The organism is Phocaeicola faecicola, assembly GCF_013618865.1.
Taxonomy (GTDB): domain Bacteria; phylum Bacteroidota; class Bacteroidia; order Bacteroidales; family Bacteroidaceae; genus Phocaeicola; species Phocaeicola faecicola.
Genome location: NZ_JABSOE010000038.1, coordinates 1 through 15,329 on the forward strand (window position 1 = coordinate 1; position 15,329 = coordinate 15,329).

Sequence of the window (15,329 nt, forward strand, 5' to 3'; positions counted from 1 at the left end):
ATAAACTGATATTACCAGTGGAGAGCCGTATGCAGGGAGACCTGCACGTACGGTTCGGGGGCAGGTTATGGGAAACCTACCACCGAAAGGTGGCAAGGCGTCCATTACCGAGCCTACACGTGAAGTACGCCGCCGAACCGCTGTTGCTCAACGTGGAGATGTGCGACTTCATCCATGACGGCAGCACGGTGAACCGCCCGAACAACGCGCAGGAAATCTATCTGAAAGAGCTGGGCAGCGAAAGCCCGATGCTGGTGCGCCTTATCATGAAGTCCATCCACAAACAGAACAAGCGCGAGGTGAAGCATATCGGCTGCAAGCGTTTCGGCATCCAATACCTGTTGAAAGGCATCTACACGCACAACGGCTTGCTTTATTTCCACACGGAGATAAAGAACCAGAGCAACGTGCCTTTCGATGTGGACTACATCACTTGGAAAATCGTGGACAAGAAGGTTGCGAAGCGTACTGCCGTGCAGGAGCAGATTATTCTGCCGCTCCGCGCGCAGAACTACGCCACCCTCGTGCCGGGCAAAAAGAGCGAGCGCACGGTCTTCACGATGGCGAAGTTCACCATCCCCGATGACAAGTGCCTCGTGGTGGAATTGAACGAGAAGAACGGCGGCCGTCACCAGTCCTTCGTGATTGAGAACGAGGATTTGGTACGCGCGGGTACCATCAACGAACTTCAAGTACGCTGACCATGAGAAAGTACATCGCAATAATCATCGCGTCGCTTGCCCTTTTTACAGGGCAGGCGCACGCCCAGCGGTGTCTGCCGAAGATGCAGGGCATCGAGGTGAGGGCGGACATGGCGGACGGCTTCAATCTCGGCGGCAAGGACGGCGGGTACAGCTTCGGGGCGGCTCTCTCCACCTACACGAAGAAGGGGAACAAGTGGGTGTTCGGTGGCGAATACCTGTTGAAGAACAATCCCTACAAGGACACCAAGATACCCGTGGCGCAGTTCACGGCGGAGGGCGGCTATTACTTCAAGATACTGTCGGACGCCCGAAAGATTGTTTTCGTCTATGCCGGGGCTTCGGCTCTCGCCGGATATGAGGCGGTAAATTGGGGGAAGAAGGTGCTGCATGACGGCTCCACGCTGCACGACCGGGACGCCTTCATCTACGGCGGTGCGCTGACGCTCGATGTGGAGTGTTACGTGGCAGACCGTATCGCCCTGCTTGCCAACCTGCGGGAGCGTTGCCTTTGGGGTGGCGACACACGGAAGTTCCACACGCAGTTCGGGGTCGGTATCAAGTTCATCATCAACTGACACGGGCATGGAAAGGACGGAAATAGATGCTGTCAGAAGGATGCCGCTTGCGGATTTTCTCGCACGGCTGGGGCATGAGCCTGTCAGAAGGAGCGGTAACGAGCTGTGGTATCTTGCCCCGTACAGGGGCGAGCGCACATCCTCTTTCCGTGTGAACGTGGCGAAACAGCTCTGGTACGACTTCGGTTTGGGCAAGGGCGGCGACATCTTCACGCTTGCCGGGGAGTTTCTGCAAAGCGATGACTTCATGAAGCAAGCGAAGTTCATAGCGGAAGCCGCCAATATGACGGTTGCCGGATGGGAAAAGCCCGTCTATCTCTCGAAGCCGACCGAATCCGTTTTTGAGGATGTGGAGGTCGCTCCGCTGCTCCGCTCACTGCTGACGGAGTATTTAGAGGAACGGGGCATCCCTTACGCCATCGCATCCCGTCACTGCTGCCGCTTGAACTACGGTGTGCGTGGGAAACGGTATTTTGCCGTTGGCTTTCCGAACATGGCAGGTGGCTATGAAGTCAGAAGCCGATATTTCAAGGGTTGCATACCTCCGAAGTCTGTATCACTGGTAAAGGCGAATGACATCCCGGCTGACGAGTGCCTCGTGTTCGAGGGCTTCATGGACTTTCTCTCTGCCGTGACGCTTGGTGTAACCGGTAACGCTGACTGTCTTGTGCTGAACTCAGTCGCCAACGTGGAGAAGGCGGCGGGATTGCTGGACGGATACGGGCGCATCGGCTGCTTCCTCGACCGTGACGAAGCCGGACGGCGGACGCTTGCCGCACTTACCATGCGATACGGGGAACGTGTCACCGACCGTTCCTCCCTCTATGACGGTTGCAAGGACTTGAACGAGTACCTGCAACTGACAACGAAAAAACAGAAAAACAACCATCTAAAAATCGAAGAACAATGAACATACTGAACAACAGAAACAAGAGAACATCAATATTCAAGGCAGTGGCGTTATGCCTGATAGCCGCCATGTCATTCACCCTCGTGTCATGTGACGATGACATGGACATCCAGCAGTCCTATCCCTTCACGGTGGAGGTCATGCCCGTGCCGAACAAGGTAGTAAAGGGGCAGACAGTGGAAATCCGCTGTGAACTGAAAAAGGAGGGCGACTTTTCGGGTACGCTCTATACCATCCGCTATTTCCAGTTCGAGGGGGAAGGCTCGCTCAAAATGGATAACGGCATCACCTTCCTGCCTAACGACCGCTACCTGCTGGAGAACGAAAAATTCCGCCTGTACTACACGGCGGCGGGTGATGAGGCGCATAATTTCATCGTGGTGGTGGAGGATAACTTTAGCAACTCCTACGAACTGGAATTTGACTTCAACAACAGGAATGTAAAGGACGACGATCTTACCATCGTTCCCATCGGCAACTTCAGCCCCTTGTTGAAATGATGCGTGTATTCATGACAATGCTCTGTTCACTTCTGACGGTCTGTTCTGTGTCCGCGCAGATCAGCCGCCAAGAGGGAACGGACGGGCAGGCGGCAATCTACCGACTGCCGCTTATGGAACGTGCTTTTTTATGCTGCCGCTACTTTGAAGGCTGGCACTCAGAAAAACACTACCCATACGTCGGTTGGGGTCACAAACTTTTGCCAAACGAGAAGTATTCGGCACGAACCATGACAAAACGGGATGCGGATGAACTTTTGCGGAAAGACCTGCGCAAATTTGTCGCCATGTTCCGTAAATTCGGGGTTGATTCGATTTTGCTTGGCACGTTAGCTTACAATGTGGGACCGGCGAAGCTGTTAGGCAGCAAAACAATCCCCAAAAGCACCTTAATCAAGAAGCTGGAAGCTGGTGACAGGAACATCTACCGTGAGTATATAGCCTTCTGCAACTACAAAGGAAAACGCCACGCCATGCTGCTCAAACGGAGAAAGGCGGAGTTTGCGCTGTTGTATATCCCATAAAAGGACTGACAAAACTGGCAAAAGACGTGCCATATTTAACTTGGCACGTCTTTTGCTCTATCACTTGATAGATTATCGTAGGATTTTCTCGTTAATTGACATCGTTGAGCCATTTTTGCCTATCGGTTTCCAAATAACACTTCAAGTTGTAAGTGTTGTGAGAGCAATACAAAACATAGTTATTAACCATAAAAAGTATAGCGAAATTATGAAGAAAGTATTTAGGAAAATTCAGAAAGGAACAACAAAAATGATTGAACGTATCAAATCGTTGGGGGAAATGGAGACGAAGCAGAAATGTGTAGTTCAACGGTTCGAGATTATCATTCCCCTCCACCAAAAAATAACGACCCAATATATAGCCTCCGCAAGTTTTACTTGCGGATTTTTTAGTTATCGCAGATTGGACAAAGGTTTCTTTGCTACTTTCTTTGTCCGCCATCATGCTCACTGAAAGAAAGTAGGGCGGCTCTCGCCGCCCCGCCACTCAAAAGCGTGTGTAAAGTCCCGTCACCATCGTGAACATTTCCTCCAGCATATCAAAATAGATACCCTCGTGTACGGCAATGTCCTTTGTCTTGCACTCAAAGGTCTTTTTGCTGAACGTCCTGCGGTAGAAGCGCATATTGTAGAGGTCTGCCCCTTCGTCATAGATGATGTCAAGGCGGTTGGCACTTGTTTTGTTCCTTGCAAGGCTCATCCGTAAGCCGTTGCCCATATCTATGAAATCACGGCTACCTGTCATGGCGGTGAAGCGTTTTCCGCCTATCTGCTGTAATATCGTCTTGGCTATCATATCTTTTGTTTTTAGGGTTTTAAGTATTGGCGGTGCGGACACCGCCATCCCGTTCAAAATTCTCGCATTTCGGAAATGGGGGTCTGCCGTTGTAGCCACTCTTTCACACATTCCATATTGTACTCGCTCGTGATGACTGCCGTATGGCTGTCGGTGGCGGTGAAACGTGTGCTTTCGTAATCATCTATCCACCCCTTGAGGGTGTCCGTTCCCCACGCTCCGGTATCGTCAAAGATACCGTCCAATGCCGTGATAGGTTCGCTGAACTTGACTATCAGCGTTTGATAGGTCGTGTTCATAGTCTGTCCTCCTTTCCCTTCTTTGCGTTCAGCCACTTGTCCCGTGCGGCTCGGCACTCGTCCAACGTGGGTTTGACACAAGAGAACAATTCTCTGTCTATGGGGTGGCGGTAGTCGTACTGCACAAGTGTCCGCCTGCGTCTTCCGATACCCGATTGGAAACGCTCGTATTTCTCCGTACCTGCTTCCGCGCAGGTGCTTACTCCGTTGATGGTCATTCGTGTTGTCATAATGTTGCTTTTTAGATGGTTAAAAATGTACTGACAGAACTCTGTTCTTCATCACCATTTCGGGGTTGCTTGTGTAGCGTTGGTGCAGGTAGAAATGGTGTGAGCCGAAGCCGTAAAGGAAAAACTTGTCAAGTTCGTGCTTCTCGGCAAACTCCTTTACGCTCTTTCTCAATTCCCCCTCACTCGTTGTGAGAGTGAGGAGGTTCACAAATTCAAGGAACATCGTGGGGATTGCATCATCCCACACACAAATCATACTTTCAATTCTTACTTCCATATCAATGTTGTTTTAGGGGTTATGCTATGCCGCTTTCATCCGCTCACGGATAAGGTTGGCGTTCTTGTTCACAAGGTCTATGATGCGCTCGTGATATTCGGTGTCCTGGTTGTGCTTGCCGTGGCACTGCACCACTTCGAGGGTTCGCAAGTCCACCTCTACGGTTTCAATAATCTCATCGCCAATCCTTGCCGATAGTATGAGGGTGTCGGCTTTCTTGTAGTATCCACTGCCAAACACGCAGATGCCCTGCGTCTTGCCCTCGTTGTAATACTCGTCTATGCTTTCAAGCACCTTGACGATTATTTCCTCGTCCGTGATTACCAAGCCGAAGAATTTGGATTTGTTGGCGATGAAATCCTCCGCATCTTTCTTTCGTTGGAGTTGTCGCTGTTGCTCACGCTCACGCCTTTCAATCTCCCAACGGCGTTGCTCTGCGGCTCTTTCCTTCTCGTGTATGGCTTCAATTTTTCGGGTTGCGTTGTCGTGTGCCGCCATGAAATCTTCGGGACAGATGTTCTTCGGGTTACGGAGGTCTTGACCGAGTTTTTTGAGCATACGCAGATAGTCGCACCACATTGAGAGGTTGTCTATCTGATACTTGTGACGCTTGGCAATCAGATATGATGCCCAACATTCATCGGCAGTACGGGTATTGAAAAGAAAGTGTTTCATGACCTCAATCTCACCGCCTTTCATAAGGGTTTCAATTCTTGGGTCTGAAAGCAAGGCTTTGAAAAGACGCACGGGGGAGATGCCGTGGAAATCGCCCTTGAAGCCGTTACGTCTGAGTTGGGGCAATATCCTCATCTTTGGATATGCACAGCTTCTTGCCACCACATCATCGTATAGGCTGTTGTGCGGTCTTACCTCCATATCGCTGCCTAATGCCCACACATCGCAATAGCAGAAAAGGAAGCCACGGAGCAACGCCATGTCCGTAACCTTGCCGTCGGGTGAAATCCAACGCTGCACGACCTCGTGGCAGTAGAAACGCATCGGTTCGCCTTTCCTGCTCTCGCATCTGACCTGCGCCACGCGGATTACCTGATACCCTTTGCAGGTGGTTATCACGCTGAAATTCTGCGTTTCCTTGTAGATGCGTCTGCGTGTGTCCTGCACTTTGAGTTCGGCATGGCATTTGGGGCAGGTGCAGCCTTCAAGGGTGTCGCATAGTCCGCTGTCGCTGTGCCACTCGTGACCGCAGTCGGAACAGGTGATGTTCCCTTTCTTGGTGCGGTAGCCGATATGCTCAACGCAGTGGCGGTATGCCCAATCTATTTGTGTCGCTGATATGGGGCGAAGGTTGGCGGAAAGTCTTGCCACCTCTTTCTGTATCTTGGTCTTCGGTTTCATAAGCCTAAATCAAATAATGAGGGTTGGGGTTGGTTTTCTTTTCTCGCTGACGGTCTGTGGCGGTTCTGCAACTTGCGGAGTTCCTCCTCTTGGTATTTGCGGACAGCGTTCTGACGTGCCTCCGCCTTTTCCTCTGCCGTGAGTTTCACAACGTGGTTCACAACCACTTGGCAGTCCATCGGTTTGCCCACCTCTATCTCGTTTTCCTCATAGTAGTGGATGGCTTGCCCGAATATCTCTCCGTCCGTGAAACCGTTGCAACCGCTTTTCTGCACATAGTTCAGAATGTGGGTCACGCACTCGTCCATGTTCTTGGCAGGGTTGCGGTACTTCTTTGCAAATAGCGCATCTTCCTCCGCACGCTGTTCCAAGTACATATATATCGTTCTCTTGAAATGGTCTGTTCCTTTCATATCGCTGTCATTTTTAGATTATCTGTTTCAGTATCTCTCTCCAATAGGTCGGCTCTACCTCGCTGAGAAGGAAGTCCATGAAATCCCTCCGTGCGTCCTTGTTCAGTTCGTGGTACAATCTTCGGAAAGTTTCAAAATTGCCGTTGATGTACGTTTCCACCATATACACGAAGATGTTGTCCACCTCGTAATATCTGCACTGCTGCGCTGCCGTCTTGCTGTTTCTTTTTGCCATGTCGGTAAGGGTTAAAGGGTGAATAACCAAAGGATGAAGCCAAAGAAGGCAATGGTGGAAAGGATAGCCACGATTACACCTATCGCCACTCGGAACACTCCGTTTACAATCTCTCTGATGATGCCCCAAAGGATGCCGAACACCCCGAAGGCGGTGCGCATCATCAAGCCGCATATCGCCAACCCGATGTGTTGCGCCATTTGTCTGAAATTTGCCGTTGCCGTCATATCTTCGCTGTTTTTGATTTTTTTGTTTTTAATGCGGATTCAAGAGCTGAGGGAGTTGAGTTTCAAACTATCTTATCTGCCTCTCGTTTATCCGACATTTTTTTTATGCGTCTTTCTGTCGCATCGGTCGTTTTCGTTTCGGGTGCTTGAAAAGGTAGGGATTAGGGAATGCAAGGTTTTTCGGTCAAAATACTACCCGCAGGGCTGGAGATTTTTACCGAAAACAGGAGGCTTGACCTTGCTTTCCCGTCCAATCCCGGAATTACCTTTGCGCCCAGAACGAAAATGACTGACTGATGCGGCTTACTGAAAGGCGCAAAATGGAGGTAAACGAAAACAGAGGCAGATTGTGTAGAAAAAAACTTCAGGGGAAAATCCGTAAAAAAAAGAATCACCAAAAGGAAAAAGACATCACCGGAAGCGTGAAAAGGGCAAACCACAACAAAGGAAGTATGATTGTTTCCGATCCGACGGAACTTGTTCAGCCGGGTGGCAACAATCATTCTTCCCGGTTTGTCCGGCTGTGTGTGGGCGCCTGTTTCATTCATGGGGCAGGCTGACACACTCTGCATTCACTTTCCGCTTCCGGCAAAAGAGACAGCGAAAAAAGAAAAATCATTTGAAAACCCGTAAAAGCACCTCTTGGCATAGGCGCAAAAGAAAGGGGCATTGCTTCATCTGTCTAAACATCGTTTAGGCGTGAGGCAATGCCCTTTTCTCCAGCTATGCGGTAGTCGGCACACGTTTGTTCCAAACTCGTTTTGGGCAATGGTGTGCCGACGGACAATACCGCTTTTACGGAAAATTCTTATGAATGAGGGGATAAAAAACGGGAGTTTATATCAAAATCTCGAATTAAATAGCTACTTTTGCATACGAAGAGTTCTTCGAAGGTTACGCAACGCGCAGAAGGATAATGCAGTAGATAACTAACTAAATCGTAACCTATTACTATCAAGAGCAATTAACCTACGCTCATTTCCAATAAATTACACTCTTTTCGTAACTTCAGTATGCAAACTTACAAATTTCTTTTCATACGTCGGGGGATACCGGCCTTTTTTCTTCTGATAACGATGTCTGACTGCAGAATGTACATCACCGGCAGACAGCAACCACGTAGAAAATGGACTGCCTGCCGGTGAAACAGGGAACTCAGCCGGCAAATATTTGTCCGGCCGGTTTATGTAATATCCTTTTAGAGAGTAGTAACAGGATGTATGTTAAGGCTTTTCGAGCTGAATGACTTCACTGACCAGATACACTCCGTCATATTCGGCTGCAAATCCGTCTTCCCATTGTCCGTCGTATTTCAACTTGAGCGTAGCCTTGACAGGTTTTCCGTTCTTGTTTCCTCCTGTCAGTTTGTTGTATTTTTCCTCCAGCTGACCGCTCTTGTCTACAATCCAGAATTCTTTGTCGCTGTTTTCCGGCTGGAACGAGCGGACTTCATGTCCGAGGCGTACCATTCCTGAAAGAGTGACAAGGCTGTCTTCCTGTAAATTTTCCGTGCCGGCAGGAGTCGCTGCTTCTATGCGGACAGAATCTGTGGCATTTCCGTCCTGCGCATTACCGGATTTCTGGTTTCCTGTACAGGCACAAAGTCCAACATCATTAATAAAGCAAACTGTTTCATAAATCTAGTTATTTAAGTGATTAATTCTGTTGGGTGACATATTCAAGCACCACTTTTGATATCTTTCCGATGAGGGCTGCTGTATCAGCATCGCTCTCTTTCGAATCCTTGAGAAAAACAGCCAAGGTATACCGGGGACCTTCGGCCGGAAAAATGAAGCCGATATCATTGATTCCGATGAGTTCTCCCTGCGGATTCCGGTCGCCGGTTCCTGTCTTGTGACCGATGATGGTCCGGGAGTCCGTAATTGCTGCCGGCAGCCGGTCTTTTCCGGTAGTACAACCGGTCATGGTGCGGCGGATGAAGGTATAATAAGGTCCGGTCACTGTCTTTTCAGTAATAAACAGTTCCAGCAGTCGCGCAGCCGCTAAAGGAGTGGACCAGTTTTCGTAGCACAATTTCCATTCACGGTGCATATCGTCTTCGTTGGCTGTAATCCGGAAGTCTTCGATTCCCAGCGAGCGGATATATGCCTCGGTTTCCTTTGTTCCGATAATCCGGTCGAAGAGGATGTCGCAGGCATTGTTGTCGCTCCATTGCAGGGTATAGGTGAGCAGGTCGGCTACCGACAGTACGACATTTCCTTCCGGATACCGGTCACGCAGTGGACTGTATGTGTTTTCTTTTAATTCCTCTTTCCGGATGCACAGTGTTGTATCCAGGGAAATTCCTTGCCGCTGGAGGCAGTCGGCTACCGCCAGTGCCTGATGGAACTTGAACACACTCATCATGGGATAGTGTACCTCGTTGTGGAGGGCCAGAGTGTCCTCCCCGTCAATAATAAGGGCGATTCCGGCCTGTACCTTTTGTGTCTTCAGCAGTTCTTCCAAAGAGGCTTTAAGCCGTTCCTTGGGTGATTGTCCGCAGACGGTCAGAAAGGAACACAGCGTGGTCAGTAGCAGAAAGAATATTTTCATTGGGATAATCAAGATTAAATAAGTATTGCGAGATAACAGGATAATCGTAGTATCAGATAAAAATGGAGCAGGAAAGCAACCGGACAGAGACTCCGGTTGCCAATATGTCAGCGGGATCCTTCAGCCTGTTTGATGGCTTTCTGGTAGCAGCAGCGGCACAGCGGTTCGTATTCCTCTTTCTCGCCCAGCAGCACCCGTTTGTCGCTGGCAATAATACGGTGAGAGATATAGGCCAGGTCACCGCATCTTACACAGATGGCATGTACCTTGGTTACCTCATCGGCTATGGCACAGAGGGCAGGCATGGGGCCGAACGGTATTCCCTTGAAGTCCATGTCCAGTCCGGCAATGATGACCCGTATGCCCCGGTTGGCCAGTTCGTTGCAGACATTCACCAGGCCTTCGTCGAAGAACTGTGCCTCGTCGATGCCTACCACGTCGATTTCCGAACTGAAAAGCAGGATGCTGGCCGAAGAGTCGATGGGAGTCGACTGGATGGAGTTTCTGTCGTGCGAGATGACCTCATCGTTCGAATAGCGCGTATCGATGGCGGGTTTGAAAATTTCCACCCGCTGTTTGGCAAAGCTGGCGCGCTTCAGACGGCGTATCAACTCTTCTGTCTTTCCGGAAAACATGGATCCGCAGATAACTTCGATTCTGCCCCTGCGGCAGGTCTCCAGCGTATGATCTTCTGAAAATAAAACCATATATTCTATGAATTAGCGATTCTGTTTTTTATAGGTTGTGAATGCAAAAATACAATTGTTTGGGCAATATCCGGGCATGATTCTGCCGAATTTGTACGGAAAAGACGAATGAATATACAACATCTGTTAAATATTGGCAGAAATTCATTTACGGAAACAAAAACTTTTTACCTTTGCCTCCATTACATTGGATAATTGTATGGGAAAATTATATGTGGTTCCTACTCCGGTAGGAAATTTGGAAGATATGACCTTCCGTGCGATCCGTATTCTGAAGGAAGCCGACCTGATTCTGGCTGAAGATACACGTACTTCCGGAATCCTGCTGAAGCATTTCGAGATAAAGAATGCGATGCAGTCGCACCATAAGTTTAATGAGCATAAGACCGTGGAGAGCGTGGTCAACCGGTTGAAGGCGGGAGAAACCGTGGCATTGATTTCGGATGCCGGAACTCCCGGAATTTCCGATCCCGGTTTTCTGGTAGTCAGAGAATGTGTCCGGAACGGAATCGAGGTACAGTGTCTTCCCGGGGCTACGGCCTTTGTGCCTGCACTGGTATCTTCCGGCTTGCCCGATGAGCGCTTTTGCTTCGAAGGCTTTCTGCCTCAGAAAAAGGGACGTATGACCCGGCTGACGGCGCTGCAGGAGGAAACCCGCACGATGATTTTCTACGAATCTCCTTACCGTCTGGTGAAAACGCTGACGCAGTTCATGGAGTTCTTCGGTCCGGAGCGTCCGGTATCTGTATGCCGGGAGATTTCAAAGGTACACGAAGAAAGTGTGAGAGGTACGTTGCAGGAGGTCGTGGCACATTTTACGGAAGTGGAGCCCCGCGGTGAGATTGTAATTGTATTAGGAGGAAAGGAAAACTAAAATATAAACTCTAAACTGAAAATGAATATGAAAAAAATTGTTTTGTTTTCATTATGTACAGCAGCCGCACTGGCTTCCTGTGTGAATACGGGTAAAAATCAGGATGCGCTGCAGGCTCAGAATGACTCTCTGATGATTGAGTTGTCGAACCGTGATGCTGAACTTGACGAGATTATGGGTTCGTTCAATGCGATCCAGGAAGGATTCCGTGAGATTAATGAAGCGGAAAATCGTGTGGACCTGAACGGGGATGCCATCGAGGGACAGTCGAATGCCAACAAGATTAAGGATGACATTCGATTTATCAGTGAAAAACTGAAATCAAACCGTGAGCAGATTGCACAGTTGGAGGCTAAGTTGAAGAACAGCAATTACCAGTCGGCTCAGCTGAAGAAGGCTATCCAGAACCTGAATGCCGAACTGAATGCCAAGCAGCAGCAGATTGAGACTTTGCAGAGTGAACTGGCTGCAAAGAATATCCGTATTGCAGAATTGGATGAGGCGGTATCTGCTTTGAACCAGAACGTAGATGAACTGGCTGCTGAAAATGAAGCAAAGGCTCAGACAGTAGCTGTACAGGATAAGGCATTGAATACTGCCTGGTATGTATTCGGTACGAAGTCGGAACTGAAAGATCAGAAGATCCTGCAGCGTGGAGACGTACTAAAGAACAACGAATTCAACAAGGATTACTTTACTGAAATCGATATCCGTAAGGATAAGGAAGTGAAGTTGTATTCAAAACGTGCCGAACTGTTGACTACTCATCCGGAAGGTTCTTATGAGTTTGTGAAGGATGACAAAGGACAGTTGACGCTGAAAATTACTAATCCGAACACTTTCTGGAGTGTTTCACGTTATCTGGTGATCCAGGTAAGATAATCACTTAAACTGTTTTTAAATTTTTTATCCCTCTCAGGAGTCTCCTTATGGAACTGCTGAGAGGGATTTTTTGTGGAAAGTACATAAAAAAAGCACTCCCGCGCTTCGGAAAGCGGGGAGTGCCTTATGCTTATCAGAAAAAAGTTATTCTCTAACTTCCCATCCCAGTGCGCTGGCACCCAATACGGCAGCATCAGCGTCTTTCAACTGTGAAAGCAACAATTTAGTCTTGCCTTTGTAGATGTTCAAAACATTGTCTTCCAAAGCTTTCTGGATAGGTTTAGTGATGTAGTCACCTGATTTAGCCAAACCTCCGAACAGGATGATGGCTTCCGGACTTGAGAATGCAACGAAGTTAGCCAGTGCTTCTCCCAGGATCTTACCTGTATATTCGAAGATTTCCTGAGCCAGTTTGTCACCTTTCACTGCTGCATCGTATACGTCTTTTGACTGGATGTCTTCTACCGGAACGTTTCTCAGCAAACTTGGTTCTGAGCGTGCTACCAGGAATTCACGTGCTGTACGTGCCACACCTGTAGCCGAGCAGTAAGTTTCCAGACAGCCTTTTCGGCCGCATCCGCAAACACGTCCTTCCGGATTAACAATCACGTGACCCAGTTCTCCGGCAAATCCGTCGTGTCCGTATACCAGCTGACCGTTGATTACGATACCGCTACCTACACCTGTACCCAATGTGATCATGATGAAATCTTTCAGACCGCGTGCTGCACCGTAAGTCATTTCTCCGATAGCTGCAGCGTTGGCATCGTTGGTAAGTGCAGTCGGGATACCCAATTTGTCTTCAAACATGGCAGCCAGAGGAATGATACCTCTCCATGGCAAGTTCGGGGCAAATTCAATTGTTCCGCTGTAATAGTTACCGTTAGGAGCACCTACTCCCATACCTTTGATTTTTTCAGCTCCACCAAACTGCTGGATGAGCGGGAGGAGTTTCTTGCATACTGCATCTACATATTCTTCAATCTGAGTATATTGCTGAGTCTTTACAGAGTCAGATGCCAATACGTTACCGCGAGAATCTACTACACCGAATACAGTGTTTGTTCCGCCAATATCCATTCCCACAACATAGGGCTTTTCCATATTTACAGTCATGATATTATTTTGTTTAAAGGGTTAATTATATTGGCAAAATTATATAAACATTAAAAATAGAACAAATTTTTTCAGATTTATTTATACCTAATCGCCTCCTTTTTATATCTTAGCACTCTTGATATGAAACTAGAAACCATAACTCATAAGTGTATAAACTGAAAGTGGTATGATACGTCTGGAAGGAATTAATAAAACCTATCATAACGGAGCCCCTCTTCATGTACTGAAAGGAATTGATCTTGAAATAGATAAAGGTGAATTTGTCTCTATCATGGGGGCGTCTGGCTCCGGAAAATCTACGTTGCTGAATATCTTGGGTATCTTGGATAATTATGACTCCGGAAATTATTTTTTGAACGATGTGCTGATAAAGGATTTGAGCGAGACGCGTGCGGCGGAGTACCGTAACCGGATGATTGGCTTTATTTTCCAGTCTTTCAATCTGATTTCTTTCAAGAATGCCATGGAGAATGTGGCCTTGCCGCTCTTTTATCAGGGGGTGGGACGGAAGAAAAGAAACGCCCTTGCCCTGGAGTATCTCGACAGGCTGGGACTGAAGGAGTGGGCGCATCATATGCCGAACGAGTTGTCGGGAGGGCAGAAGCAGCGTGTGGCCATTGCCCGGGCTTTGATTTCGAAGCCGCAGATTATTCTGGCCGATGAGCCAACCGGAGCGCTCGACAGCAAGACGTCGGTGGAGGTAATGGATATTCTGAAGGAGCTGCATGAGAAAGAAAAACTGACGATTGTAATCGTGACTCACGAAAGTGGAGTGGCGAATCAGACGAATAAGATCATTCATATCAAGGATGGTATCATTGAACGGATAGAAGACAATATCGACCACAATGCCTCTCCGTTCGGCAGGGATGGTTTTATGAAATAACGCGAATACTATGGTTGATCTGATACAGGAGATTTACGGAACGATCAAGCGGAACAAGATGCGTACTGCCTTGACCGGATTTGCCGTGGCATGGGGAATCTTCATGCTGATTGTGCTGCTGGGGGCCGGAAACGGTCTGATTCATGCTTTTGAAAGGCAGAGCGGAAGGATGATCATGAACTCGGTGAAGATTTATCCGGGAGTAACTTCGATGCCTTATCAGGGATTGCAGGAGGGACGGAGGATCTCCCTGGATGACAGTGACCGGAAACTGACGGCTAAGGCTTTTCCCGAAAGGGTCATCACCGTGGGGGCTACCGTGGGAGCGGGTTCCATTGTCCTGACACACGGGAAGGAGAATTTGAGTATCTCGGTGGAGGGTGTGTTTCCGAATTATCCGGAACTGGAGGCGATTTCTTTAAAAGAGGGGCGCTTTATCAACCCGAAAGACATGAAGGAAAGAAGAAAGGTAATCGTGTTGCATGAGAAGAGTGCCCGTATTCTGTTCCCTGAAGGAAATCCGGTCGGAAAATTGCTGAATGCACGGGGAGTGGTTTACCAGGTAGTAGGTATCTATACGGACCAGAACAGTTTCTCTCCGGCAGCCCTGGTGCCGTTTACTACGGTTCAGCTGGTATATGGAAAGGGAGACAGTATCGATAATCTGACATTTACTACGCAAGGGCTGACGGATATGGTGAAAAACGAGGCCTTTGAGGTGGACTTCCGGAGAACGCTGGGCGGACATAAGCAGTTTGATGCGTCCGACGAGGGGGCTATCTGGATATGGAACCGTTTCACGCAGTACCTGCAGCAGCAGTCGGCAGCCAAACTTCTGAATATTGCCATCTGGGTAATCGGACTCTTTACCTTGCTGAGCGGCATTGTAGGGGTCAGCAACATCATGCTGATTACCGTGCGCGAACGGACACATGAGTTTGGTATACGCAAGGCATTGGGAGCCAAGCCGGCTTCGATTCTCTGGCTGATTATTTCAGAAAGTGTGGTGATTACCACCTTCTTCGGATATATCGGAATGGTGTTGGGCATCCTGGCTACCGAGTACATGAATCAGGTGGCAGGAAGTCATACGGTCAATGCCGGCGCCTTCAGTGTGACGGTATTTGAGAATCCTACGGTCGATGTCAGCATTGCCATACAGGCTACGCTGACCTTGGTGATAGCCGGTACGCTGGCGGGACTTTTCCCGGCACGGAAGGCAGTTAAAATCAGGCCAATTGAGGCATTAAGAGCAGATTGAT

23 protein-coding genes are annotated in these 15,329 nt (G+C 48.7%); 10 read left to right on the plus strand and 13 right to left on the minus strand.

Annotated features, from left to right (window positions below):
• The 6 genes from traN to H3001_RS19695 form a co-directional block, all read left to right on the plus strand.
• The coding region (gene traN / locus H3001_RS11230) for a conjugative transposon protein TraN (protein ID WP_246368565.1) at positions 1–701 on the plus strand (701 nt) is incomplete at its 5' end.
• 2 nt (positions 702–703) lie between these two features.
• Positions 704–1,279 (plus strand): conjugal transfer protein TraO, encoded by a 576-nt coding sequence (locus H3001_RS11235; protein WP_004291523.1) that lies wholly within the window; start codon positions 704–706, stop codon positions 1,277–1,279.
• Positions 1,280–1,286: 7 nt separating this feature from the next.
• Positions 1,287–2,189, plus strand: a complete 903-nt coding sequence (locus H3001_RS11240; protein WP_004291524.1) for a toprim domain-containing protein — start codon at positions 1,287–1,289, stop codon at positions 2,187–2,189.
• On the plus strand, positions 2,186–2,689 hold the full coding sequence (locus H3001_RS11245) for a DUF3872 domain-containing protein (protein ID WP_004291525.1): 504 nt from the start codon (positions 2,186–2,188) through the stop codon (positions 2,687–2,689). The genes H3001_RS11240 and H3001_RS11245 overlap by 4 nt, the downstream gene beginning before the upstream one ends.
• On the plus strand, positions 2,686–3,213 hold the full coding sequence (locus H3001_RS11250; protein ID WP_004291526.1) for a glycoside hydrolase family protein: 528 nt from the start codon (positions 2,686–2,688) through the stop codon (positions 3,211–3,213). The genes H3001_RS11245 and H3001_RS11250 overlap by 4 nt, the downstream gene beginning before the upstream one ends.
• Positions 3,214–3,277: 64 nt before the next feature.
• Positions 3,278–3,667, plus strand: coding sequence for a hypothetical protein (locus tag H3001_RS19695; protein WP_004291527.1), 390 nt, complete (start codon positions 3,278–3,280; stop codon positions 3,665–3,667).
• A 33-nt stretch (positions 3,668–3,700) separates the two neighbouring features.
• On the opposite strand, the gene H3001_RS11260 is transcribed toward H3001_RS19695, so the two are convergent.
• The 12 genes from H3001_RS11260 to H3001_RS11315 form a co-directional block, all read right to left on the minus strand.
• Positions 3,701–4,009 carry a hypothetical protein gene (locus H3001_RS11260; RefSeq protein ID WP_004304290.1) on the minus strand — a complete coding sequence of 103 codons (309 nt, stop codon included), beginning with the start codon at positions 4,007–4,009 and terminating at the stop codon, positions 3,701–3,703.
• 53 nt (positions 4,010–4,062) lie between these two features.
• Complete coding sequence (locus H3001_RS11265; RefSeq protein ID WP_004291529.1) at positions 4,063–4,308, minus strand: DUF6956 domain-containing protein; 246 nt, start codon at positions 4,306–4,308, stop codon at positions 4,063–4,065.
• Entirely contained in the window at positions 4,305–4,538 is a 234-nt protein-coding gene (locus tag H3001_RS11270; protein WP_004304291.1) for a DUF3873 domain-containing protein, read from the minus strand. Before H3001_RS11270 ends, H3001_RS11265 begins: the two co-directional genes overlap by 4 nt.
• Before the next feature lie 19 nt (positions 4,539–4,557).
• Positions 4,558–4,815: a hypothetical protein gene (locus H3001_RS11275; RefSeq protein WP_004291531.1), complete on the minus strand. Its 258-nt coding sequence runs from the start codon at positions 4,813–4,815 to the stop codon at positions 4,558–4,560.
• A gap of 24 nt (positions 4,816–4,839) precedes the next feature.
• A complete protein-coding gene (locus tag H3001_RS11280) occupies positions 4,840–6,171 on the minus strand; it encodes a PcfJ domain-containing protein (protein ID WP_004291532.1) in 1,332 nt (443 codons plus the stop codon).
• A complete protein-coding gene (locus H3001_RS11285) occupies positions 6,168–6,584 on the minus strand; it encodes a PcfK-like family protein (RefSeq protein ID WP_004291533.1) in 417 nt (138 codons plus the stop codon). The genes H3001_RS11280 and H3001_RS11285 overlap by 4 nt, the downstream gene beginning before the upstream one ends.
• A gap of 13 nt (positions 6,585–6,597) precedes the next feature.
• Entirely contained in the window at positions 6,598–6,819 is a 222-nt protein-coding gene (locus H3001_RS11290; RefSeq protein WP_004291534.1) for a hypothetical protein, read from the minus strand.
• 11 nt (positions 6,820–6,830) lie between these two features.
• On the minus strand, positions 6,831–7,046 hold the full coding sequence (locus tag H3001_RS11295; protein ID WP_004291535.1) for a hypothetical protein: 216 nt from the start codon (positions 7,044–7,046) through the stop codon (positions 6,831–6,833).
• Between the two features lie 161 nt (positions 7,047–7,207).
• Positions 7,208–7,594 (minus strand): hypothetical protein, encoded by a 387-nt coding sequence (locus H3001_RS11300; protein WP_009126113.1) that lies wholly within the window; start codon positions 7,592–7,594, stop codon positions 7,208–7,210.
• Between the two features lie 675 nt (positions 7,595–8,269).
• Positions 8,270–8,515 (minus strand): hypothetical protein, encoded by a 246-nt coding sequence (locus tag H3001_RS11305; RefSeq protein ID WP_181214970.1) that lies wholly within the window; start codon positions 8,513–8,515, stop codon positions 8,270–8,272.
• 187 nt (positions 8,516–8,702) lie between these two features.
• On the minus strand, positions 8,703–9,599 hold the full coding sequence (gene bla, locus H3001_RS11310; RefSeq protein WP_181214971.1) for a class A beta-lactamase: 897 nt from the start codon (positions 9,597–9,599) through the stop codon (positions 8,703–8,705).
• 107 nt (positions 9,600–9,706) lie between these two features.
• Positions 9,707–10,306 (minus strand): thymidine kinase, encoded by a 600-nt coding sequence (locus tag H3001_RS11315; protein WP_178245576.1) that lies wholly within the window; start codon positions 10,304–10,306, stop codon positions 9,707–9,709.
• A 199-nt stretch (positions 10,307–10,505) separates the two neighbouring features.
• On the opposite strand from H3001_RS11315, the gene rsmI reads away from it, so the two are divergent.
• Both rsmI and H3001_RS11325 read left to right on the plus strand, forming a co-directional pair.
• Positions 10,506–11,180, plus strand: a complete 675-nt coding sequence (gene rsmI, locus H3001_RS11320) for a 16S rRNA (cytidine(1402)-2'-O)-methyltransferase (RefSeq protein WP_178245574.1) — start codon at positions 10,506–10,508, stop codon at positions 11,178–11,180.
• Between the two features lie 27 nt (positions 11,181–11,207).
• Positions 11,208–12,062 carry a Cbp1 family collagen-binding glycoprotein adhesin gene (locus tag H3001_RS11325; protein WP_178245572.1) on the plus strand — a complete coding sequence of 285 codons (855 nt, stop codon included), beginning with the start codon at positions 11,208–11,210 and terminating at the stop codon, positions 12,060–12,062.
• Positions 12,063–12,206: 144 nt separating this feature from the next.
• On the opposite strand, the gene H3001_RS11330 is transcribed toward H3001_RS11325, so the two are convergent.
• Positions 12,207–13,178 carry an ROK family protein gene (locus tag H3001_RS11330; protein WP_178245570.1) on the minus strand — a complete coding sequence of 324 codons (972 nt, stop codon included), beginning with the start codon at positions 13,176–13,178 and terminating at the stop codon, positions 12,207–12,209.
• A 169-nt stretch (positions 13,179–13,347) separates the two neighbouring features.
• Between H3001_RS11330 and H3001_RS11335 the strand changes: the two genes are divergently transcribed.
• A complete protein-coding gene (locus tag H3001_RS11335; RefSeq protein WP_178245568.1) occupies positions 13,348–14,067 on the plus strand; it encodes an ABC transporter ATP-binding protein in 720 nt (239 codons plus the stop codon).
• A 10-nt stretch (positions 14,068–14,077) separates the two neighbouring features.
• Positions 14,078–15,328 carry an ABC transporter permease gene (locus tag H3001_RS11340; RefSeq protein WP_178245566.1) on the plus strand — a complete coding sequence of 417 codons (1,251 nt, stop codon included), beginning with the start codon at positions 14,078–14,080 and terminating at the stop codon, positions 15,326–15,328.
• Position 15,329 lies beyond the last annotated feature (1 nt).